The organism is Cellulomonas uda (genome assembly GCF_006538705.1).
GTDB classification, from domain to species: Bacteria; Actinomycetota; Actinomycetes; order Actinomycetales; family Cellulomonadaceae; genus Cellulomonas; species Cellulomonas uda.
The window spans coordinates 1-8,504 of the sequence record NZ_BJLP01000079.1 but is presented as its reverse complement, the minus strand read 5'-3'; the positions used below and the strand labels follow the sequence as shown (position 1 = coordinate 8,504).

Here is an 8,504-nt window from a genome sequence, read left to right as displayed (position 1 = left end):
CCAAGGAGCTCGGCGTCTCGCGCCAGTGCGCCCATCGATGGGTCAACCGGTTCCGCGCCGAGGGACCGGCCGGGCTGATCGATCGTTCTTCACGCCCGCACCGCTGCCCGACCCGCACCAACCAGGACGTCGAGCGGGCCGTGGTCCGGCTGCGTCAGGCCGAGCGGCGCGGGCCGGACTGGCTCGCCGAGCACACGGGAGTTCCAGCCCGGACCGTCTCGCGGATCCTGGCCCGCCACCAGATCCCGAGGCTGGCCGACTGCGACCCGCTGACCGGTCAACCGATCCGTGCCTCGCGGGTCACCGCGATCCGCTACGAGCGCGAACGTCCCGGCGAGCTGGTCCACATGGACGTCAAGAAGATCGGACGGATCCCACCGGGCGGCGGTTGGCGCGCGACCGGCTGGACGAGCGCGAACCACCAGTCGCGCGTCGACAAGACCCCGATCGGCTACGACTACGTCCACGCCCTGGTCGACGACCACTCCCGGCTGGCCTACTGCGAGGTCCTGCCCGACGAGAAGGGCCCGACCTGCGCCGCCTTCCTGCTGCGCGGCGCGGCCTACTTCGCCGCGCACGGCATCGCCCGCATCGAACGGATCATGACCGACAACGCCTGGGCCTACCGCTGGTCACTGCGCGAAGCGGCCACCGTCCTGGGCGCCCGACAGGTCTTCATCCGCCCGCACTGCCCCTGGCAGAACGGGAAGGTCGAACGACTCAACAGGACCCTGGCCACCGAGTGGGCCTACCGGCAGGTCTTCGCCAGCACCGCCGAGCGCACCGCCGCCCTTGCCCCCTGGCTCGAGTACTACAACACTCGACGACGCCACACCGCCCTCGGCGGGCTCCCACCGACCAGCAGACTGTTACCAACGTGATGGCTCAGTACATCTAGGTCCGTCGCCGCCGCGGGCCGCAGCGGCACGCGCCACAGGCGCTGCCCGCGCAGCCCGGCGAGGTACACGCCCTCGTCGGTCACGGCGAGCCCGCTCGGGGACGCGTCGGCGGTCCGCCACACCGCGACCGGGTCGACGAACCCCTCACCGGCGCCACCCTGCCCCTCGACCAGCGGCCAGCCGTAGTTGGCACCCCGGTGGATGACGTTGAGCTCGTCCCACGTGTTCTGGCCGAACTCCGAGGCGAACATCCGACCGTCCGGCGACCAGCCCATGCCCTGCACGTTCCGGTGCCCGAGGCTCCACACGGGCGAGCCCTCCACCGGGTTGCCGGGCGCGGCGTCCCCCTCGGGCGTGATCCGCAGGATCTTGCCGCCGAGGCTGTCCGGGTCCTGGGCCCGACGAGGGTCGCCCGCGTCACCCGTGCTGACGTACAGGTACCCGTCCGGCCCGACCGCGAGCCGCCCGCCGTCGTGGTTCCGGGCCACGGGGATGCCCGTGAGCACCGGCGTCAGCGGGCCGAGCGCGTCGCCCGTGAGCGTCGCGCGCAGCACGCGGTTGTCCCGCGAGGTCGTCGCGTACAGCGCGACGTCCAGGCCGTCGCCGGTGCGGCCGAGCACCGCCACACCGAGCAGCCCGCCCTCGCCCTGCGGGGCGACGACGTCGGTGAGGGCGCGCACGCCCGGGCCGGTCACCGGCGTGACGGTGCCGTCGGCGCCGACGAGGACCAGCCGCGCCTCGTCGCGCAGCGTCACCAGCGAGCGCCCGTCGTCGAGCGGTGCGATCCCCCAGGGCACGTCGAGCCCGGTCGCGAGCCTCGCGACGTCGACCTCGACGGTCGCGGGCCCGGACGGCTGGACGGGCGCCGGCGGGCCCGACCCGTCCGTGGCGCCACCGGTGGCCCCGCTCGTGGGCCCGCTCGTCGACCTGCCGGCCGGGGCGGAGCCCAGCATCGTCGGCCCGCTCGTCGTCGTCGCGGGCTCGACGCACCCCGCGAGCACGGCTCCCCCCACGACGAGCCCGACGACGACGCCGACCACGCGCCCGGTCCACCGCGCCGCCGCGACCCCGCGCTTCCTCCGGCTGCGCGGCTCCAAACCCGGAGCAACCCCGGCCTCGCGCGACGCCGAGCCGACGACCCCGCGCTTCCTCCGGTTCCGGCCCGTCTGAGCCGGAGGAACCGCGGGGTCGGGCGGCAGCGAGCCGACCGGGCCGCGGGCGGGGGTGCCGGACGGGTGGGCGCGGGGCATCGGGGTCTAGTCCACGAACGCGGCGGTGCTCGCCACCAGCTCGACGCCCGCGGCGCGCAGGTCGTCGCGCGCCGCCGCGCCCAGCTCGGGGGTCACGGGGACGGTCAGGTCGGTCAGGACGCGCGTGCGCAGCCCCTCGGAGTGCGCGTCGAGTGCCGTCGCGCGCACGCAGTGCGACTCGGCGATCCCGACGACGTCCACGTCCGTCACCTGCTCCTCGCGCAGGATCGCCGCGAGGGCACGCCCCTGCGCGTCGACGCCCTCGAACCCGGAGTACGCGGCGGCGTACTCGCCCTTGCGGACGCTCACGTCGGGCCCGAGCTCGGACAGCGCCGGGTGCAGCTCGGCCTCCGCGGTGCCCGCGACGCCGTGCGGCGGCCAGGTGTCGACGAAGTCCGGCGCGTCGGAGAAGTGCGCGCCGGGGTCGACGTGCCAGTCCTGGGTGGTCACGACCACGTCGTACCGGTCGCGGTGCGCGGCGGCGTACCGGGCGATCGCCTCCGCCACGTCGTTGCCGCCCGCGACGGGCAGCGCGCCGCCCTCGCAGAACGTGGGCTGCACGTCGACGACGAGCAACGCGCGTCGGCCCTGGTCCATGGCACCCCTCCTGTCGCCGGCCGGTGCGGTCGGCATCCGGTCCCAGCCTGCCACCGCCCGCGCGCGGCGTCAGGGTGCGGGGCGCGTCCCCGCTGCGGGCAGCGCCGCCTCGTAGAGCGAGCGCGTCGGGACGCCCGCCGCGGCCGCGACCGCCCGCGCGGCGTCCTTGAGGCGCTCGCCGGAGTCCACCCGCGCACGCACCTGCGCGACGAGCGCTGTCACGTCACCCCCGCCGGCGGGCCGGGTCGCACCGCCCACGACGACGACGACCTCGCCGCGCACCTCGCCCGCGGCCCACTGCGCGAGCTCGGCGAGCGGGCCACGGCGGACCTCCTCGTAGGTCTTGGTGAGCTCGCGGCACACGGCTGCGGGCCGGTCGGCGCCGAACGCGTCGACCATCGCGCCCAGCAGCGCCTCGAGCCGGTGCGGCGCCTCGAAGAACACCATGGTGCGTCGCTCGTCCGCGAGCGCGGCCAGGGCCCGTGCGCGCTCACCGGGCTTGCGCGGCGCGAACCCCTCGAAGCAGAACCGGTCGGTGGGCAGGCCGGACAGCGCGAGCGCGGTGAGGACCGCGCTCGGGCCGGGGGCGGCCGTGACCGGCAGGCCGGCCTGCACCGCGGCGGTCACGACGCGGAACCCGGGGTCGGACACGGCGGGCATCCCCGCGTCCGTCACGACGACGACCGTGCCGCCGCCCGCGACGACGTCCAGCAGCTCGTCGGAGCGCGACGCCTCGTTGTGCTCGTGGTGCGAGACCACGCGGCCGCGCACCTCGACCCCGAGGCGTGCGGCGAGTGCGCGCAGGCGGCGCGTGTCCTCCGCCGCCACCACGTCGGCCGTCGCGAGCAGCGTGCGCAGGCGCGCGGAGGCGTCGTCGACGTTGCCGATGGGGGTCGCGGCGAGCACCAGGCGTCCCGCGGTCTCGTCGTGCGCCATGCGCCCAGCCTGCCACCCGGCACCGTCCGGGACGGAACGATCGAGGACGAGTCCCCATCAACTGGTCGCACCCGTAGCATGTCCGCGTGCCGCAGTCGCCCGACGCCGTCGACCCCACCCCGGGAGCGCCCGACGACGCGCGTGCGCGCGCCGGGGCCGCCCGTCCCGAGGACGGCCTCGCGCCGCCCGGTACGAACGGCGCGCCGCACCCGACGCCCCTGCCCGGCCCGCCCGCGGGGTGGAGCACGCCGTACGTCGCGCCCGTGCCGCTCGAGCCGGAGCAGGAGTCCCCGCCGGACGAGCCACGCACGGGAGACGGCTGGGCCGACCCGTCCGCCGGCGCGCCGTCGGGCACGGCAGCCGGCACAGCGGCTGGCGAAGCGGCCGGCGACCCGGCCGGGACGCAGACCGCGGTCGACGCGCCGCCGTGGGGCGCCGGCCCGGTCGTCGCCACGGCCGCGCCCGAGCGGCGCGTCCCGGACGCCGACGAGCTCCGCGAACGCTTGCTCGGGGCAGCGACGCTCGCGCTGGACGCGACGCGACGCAACCGGGTCATCGGCTGGGTCGTCGCGCTCGCCTTCACGGCCCTCGGCGCCGTGCTGCGGTTCTGGAACCTCGGCTCGCCGCACGAGCTCGTGTTCGACGAGACGTACTACGTCAAGGACGGCTGGTCGCTCGTCGAGCGCGGCTACGAGGCCGACTGGGGCGAGGAGCCGAACCCGCGCTTCGAGCAGGGTGACGCGTCGATGCTGGGCACGAAGGCCGAGTACTTCGTGCACCCGCAGGTCGGCAAGTGGCTCATCGGGCTCGGCATGCGGCTCGGCGGCGGCGTCGAGTCGGCGTTCTCGTGGCGGCTCGCGGTCGCGGTGCTGGGCACGCTGTCGGTCCTCATGCTCACGCGGATCGCGCGGCGGCTGTTCGCGTCGACCGCGTGGGGTGCGGTGGCGGGCGGTCTGCTCGCGATCGACGGCATGGGGATCGTCATGTCGCGCACGTCGCTGCTCGACCCGGTCCTGATGTTCTTCGTGCTCGCCGCGTTCGGGGCGCTGGTGCTCGACCGCGAGCAGTCCCGGCGGCGGCTCGCGGTCCGCCAGGCGGCGTTGCTCGCGGAGGGCAAGGAGACCGAGTTCGGGCCGGGGCTCGGGTGGCGGTGGTGGCGGTTCGCGGCCGCGGTGCTGCTGGGCCTCGCGATCGGCACCAAGTGGTCCGGCCTGTACTTCCTCGCGGTGTTCGGTGTGCTGACGGTGCTGTGGGACGCGACCGCGCGGCGCACCGCGGGGGTGCGCGTGTGGGCCGCCGTGGCGTTCGTGCGGGACGCGGTCCCGGCGGCGTTCGTCATGGTGGGCACGGCCGTCGTCGTGTACCTCGGCACGTGGTGGTCGTGGTTCACGCACCCGGACGCGTGGGGCCGGCAGTGGGCCGCGGAGAACCCGGGCCAGGGCGTGACGTTCCTGCCCGAGGCGCTGCGCTCGCTCGTGGAGTTCCACCGGCAGATGTGGAACTTCCACCGCGACCTCGACTCGCCGCACACCTACCAGGCGCACCCGCTGGGCTGGATCGTGCAGTGGCGCCCGACGTCGTTCTTCTGGGGTGACGAGTCGGGCCTCACGGGCCCCGACGCGCAGGCGGCGTGCGGCGCGGACCACTGCGCGCGCGCGATCCTCGCGATCGGCAACCCCGTGGTCTGGTGGGCCGGCGCCGCGGCGATCCTCGTCGCGCTGTTCTGGCTCGTCTGGTACCGCGACTGGCGCGCGGGCGCGGTGCTGTCCGGCCTGGTCGCCGGGTGGGCGCCGTGGTTCCTGTACTCCGAGCGCACCATCTTCGCGTTCTACTCGATCGCGTTCACGCCGTGGGTGGTGCTCACGCTCGTGTACGTGCTGACCCTCGTCGTCGGGCCACCGACGCTCCCACCGCGGGCGCGTCGTGGCGCGATCATCGGCGTCGGCGTCTTCCTGGCGGTCGTCGTGCTGGTGAGCGCGTTCTTCTACCCGATCTGGGCGGGCTGGACCGTGCCGTACGACTTCTGGCACCAGCACATGTGGCTGCGCCAGTGGGTGTGACCGGCCCCTGAGTCGGGTCCGCCCGTGAGCCGAGCAGGGGTCAGGCCGTCCGCGTCCCGCGCGTCCTGCTCGGCCATGCGACTTGCCCGCTCGCGTACCAGCGCACGCCCAGGTGGTCCCAGAACGGGCCGTGCTCGGCGACGCGCGTGCGGAAGTCCTCCCAGTCGCGCCGCTCGGGTGCGGTCCACGCGACCTCCGCGACGGCCGCGAGCCGCGGCAGCAGCATCGTCGTGAGCCCGTCCAGGTCACGGATGGTCTCGGTCCACACCGCGGCCTCGACCCCGACGACCGACTCGGCCGGCAGGCCCTCGACGAGCGTGGTGGGCTCCCACTCGTACGCGTCGCGCACCTCGACGTGCCCGGCCCACTCCAGGCCCAGCGCGGTGCGCTCGTCGTACTTCATGTCGAGGTACACCTTGGACGCGGGCGACATGAGGATCGACGCGCCCGCGCGCGCCGCGGCCACGAACGGCTCGGGGTCGACGCGCGTGTCCCAGTACTGCACGACGGTGCCGGGCTCGAGCGGTGCCGAGGCGATCTCCTGCCAACCGACGACCTTCTTGCCGGCGGCCCGCACCGCGGCTGCGGCCTCGCCGACGAGCGTCGCGTACTCGTCCGGCTCCATGGTGAGCACCTCGTCGCCGCCGATGTGCACGTACGGCCCGGGGGTCATCGCGGCGACGTCGGCGAACACCGCGCGCAGGAACTCGCCCGTCGCGGGCAGGTCCGCGTACAGGCGCGAGAAGCCGACCTCGATGCCGGTGTACTCGTCGGTCGGGACGCCGTCGGGCGTGAGCTCGCCGTACGCGTGGGTCGCGGCGTTGACGTGCCCGGGGACGTCGATCTCGGGGACCACGGTGATGCCGCGCGCGTCGGCGTACTGCACGAGGTCCGCGAAGTCGGTCGGCGTGTAGCAGCCGCCTCGGTCGCCGCCGACGGCCGTGCCCGAGGACTTGCGGGCGAGGTGCGGGCGCGACGGCACGTGCAGGCGCCAGCCCTGGTCGTCGGTGAGGTGCAGGTGCAGCACGTTGAGCTTGTAGTGCGCCATGAGGCCGACGACGACCTTCAGGTCGCCGACCGACAGGAAGTGGCGGGCCACGTCCACGGACAGCCCGCGCCAGGTGAACCGGGGCGCGTCGCGCACGACGACGGTGGGCACCCGCCACACGCCGTCGCTGCCCTGCCCGAGCAGCTGGCGCAACGTCACCACGGCACGCGTCAGGCCGGCGGAGGTGCGCGCGACCGCCTCGATGCGGCTCGGGGTGGCGACGATCGTGTACGCCTCGTCGCCCGGCAGCAGGTCGGTCTCGTCGGGCGCCGCGAGGCGCAGCCGGATGACGTCCCGGGCCCCGCGCGAGTCGTCGGTGTAGCGCACCTCGATCGCCTGGTCGGTGACGCGTCCGAGCAGGTCCGCGGCGAGCACGCCGTGCGCGATGAGGTCCGGCCGGGGATCCACGACGACGGTCGCCGACTCGCCCACGACGAACGGCGCCTCGGTGCCCAGCTCCAGGTGGACGGGTCGGGGGACGACTCCGGGCTGCGTCACGATGCTCCCTGTGGTGCTCTCCGCACGGTGCGGTTCGAGCGCACGCTACCGGACGCCACCCAGGCGCCGGGCCACGACGGCGCACGTGGCCAGCTGGATCTGGTGGAACACGATCACGGGCAGCGCGACGGTGGCCGCGACGACCGGGGCGAACAGCACCGCGGCCATGGGCAGACCCGTCGCGAGGCTCTTCTTGGAGCCGCACATGAGCAGCGCGATCCGCGCGCCGCGGTCGAGCCCGAGCCGGCCGCCGGCCCACCAGGTGAGCGTGAGCATGACGGCGAGCAGCACCGCGCACACCGCGACGAGGACGACGAGCGCGGCGAGCGTCACGTGGTCCCACGCGCCCGAGGTCTGCGCCTGGCTCACGGAGGTGTAGGCGACGAGGAGGATGACCACGCGGTCGGTGACCTGGGTGAGGCGTCTGCGCGCGCGCAGCCACGCGCCGGTCCAGCGTTCGAGCACCTGCCCGACGACGAACGGCAGCAGCACCTGCAGCAGCACGCTGCGCACGGCGTCGCCGTGCAGCCCGCCGGAGGTGGCGCCCAGGGTGAGCGCGACGAGCGCGGGCGTGAGCACGACGCCTGCGACGTTGGAGATCGTCGCGCCGGTGATCGCGCCGGCGACGTCCCCGCGGGCGACGGAGGTGAACACCACCGACGCCTGGACGGTCGAGGGCAGCAGGGACAGGTACAGCACGCCCGAGCGCAGCTCGGGGGCGAGCACCGGGTCGGGCAGGAGCTGCGCGGCGAGGCCGAGGACGGGGAAGACGACGAAGGTCGCGGCGAGCATCGAGCCCTGCAGCCGCCAGTTGCGCAGGCCGCGCACGACCTCCTGCGTGGGCATCCGGGCGCCGTACAGGCCGAACAGGACGACGATCGCGACCGTGCGGACGGTCTCGAGCAGGTCCGCGAACGCACTCGTCGCCGGCCACAGCAGCCCCACGGCGAGGACCGCGAGGATCATGACGACGAGCGGGTCGACCCAGGCCTTGACGCGCACGAGCACAGGCCGCGGGGCCCGAGCGCCCGCGGCACCCGCTGCGCTCTCAGGACTCTCAGGACTCTCAGGGCTCTCGGGGCTCTCGGGCGTCACCACCCGGTCATCGTGCCCCAACGTGCCGCGGCGCCCCCTGCGCGCCGCGGCACGGCAGCCTGTGCGCGTCGTCACGCACTGCTCCGCGGTGACCGGTCGCCCTCCAACGACCGGTCACCGC

At 75.0% G+C, this 8,504-nt stretch carries 7 protein-coding genes; 2 read left to right on the top strand and 5 right to left on the bottom strand.

Annotated features, from left to right (window positions below; genetic code table 11):
* Positions 1-881: IS481 family transposase (locus CUD01_RS15870; protein WP_141322470.1), on the top strand; the 881-nt coding region annotated here is incomplete at its 5' end.
* On the opposite strand, the gene CUD01_RS15865 is transcribed toward CUD01_RS15870, so the two are convergent.
* The 3 genes from CUD01_RS15865 to rsmI all read right to left on the bottom strand — a co-directional run bounded on the left by CUD01_RS15865 (position 812) and on the right by rsmI (position 3,682).
* Entirely contained in the window at positions 812-1,939 is a 1,128-nt protein-coding gene (locus tag CUD01_RS15865; protein WP_244937813.1) for a PQQ-dependent sugar dehydrogenase, read from the bottom strand. The two genes, CUD01_RS15870 and CUD01_RS15865, sit on opposite strands and share 70 nt — an antisense overlap.
* 216 nt (positions 1,940-2,155) lie before the next feature.
* Entirely contained in the window at positions 2,156-2,746 is a 591-nt protein-coding gene (locus CUD01_RS15860; protein ID WP_141322469.1) for an isochorismatase family protein, read from the bottom strand.
* Positions 2,747-2,815: 69 nt separating this feature from the next.
* On the bottom strand, positions 2,816-3,682 hold the full coding sequence (gene rsmI, locus CUD01_RS15855; RefSeq protein ID WP_141322468.1) for a 16S rRNA (cytidine(1402)-2'-O)-methyltransferase: 867 nt from the start codon (positions 3,680-3,682) through the stop codon (positions 2,816-2,818).
* 86 nt (positions 3,683-3,768) lie between these two features.
* Between rsmI and CUD01_RS15850 the strand changes: the two genes are divergently transcribed.
* Complete coding sequence (locus CUD01_RS15850; RefSeq protein ID WP_244937812.1) at positions 3,769-5,742, top strand: dolichyl-phosphate-mannose--protein mannosyltransferase; 1,974 nt, start codon at positions 3,769-3,771, stop codon at positions 5,740-5,742.
* A 40-nt stretch (positions 5,743-5,782) separates the two neighbouring features.
* On the opposite strand, the gene CUD01_RS15845 is transcribed toward CUD01_RS15850, so the two are convergent.
* Positions 5,783-7,288, bottom strand: coding sequence for a beta-N-acetylhexosaminidase (locus CUD01_RS15845; RefSeq protein ID WP_141322467.1), 1,506 nt, complete (start codon positions 7,286-7,288; stop codon positions 5,783-5,785).
* 45 nt (positions 7,289-7,333) lie between these two features.
* A complete protein-coding gene (locus CUD01_RS15840) occupies positions 7,334-8,290 on the bottom strand; it encodes a bile acid:sodium symporter family protein (protein WP_307722690.1) in 957 nt (318 codons plus the stop codon).
* Positions 8,291-8,504 lie beyond the last annotated feature (214 nt).

What these genes read in the sequence shown, in the direction of transcription:
- CUD01_RS15860 (WP_141322469.1), bottom strand. Translation starts at nt 2,746, where the DNA reads ATGGACCAGGGCCGACGCGCGTTGCTCGTCGTCGACGTGCAGCCCACG.
- rsmI (WP_141322468.1), bottom strand. Translation starts at nt 3,682, where the DNA reads ATGGCGCACGACGAGACCGCGGGACGCCTGGTGCTCGCCGCGACCCCC.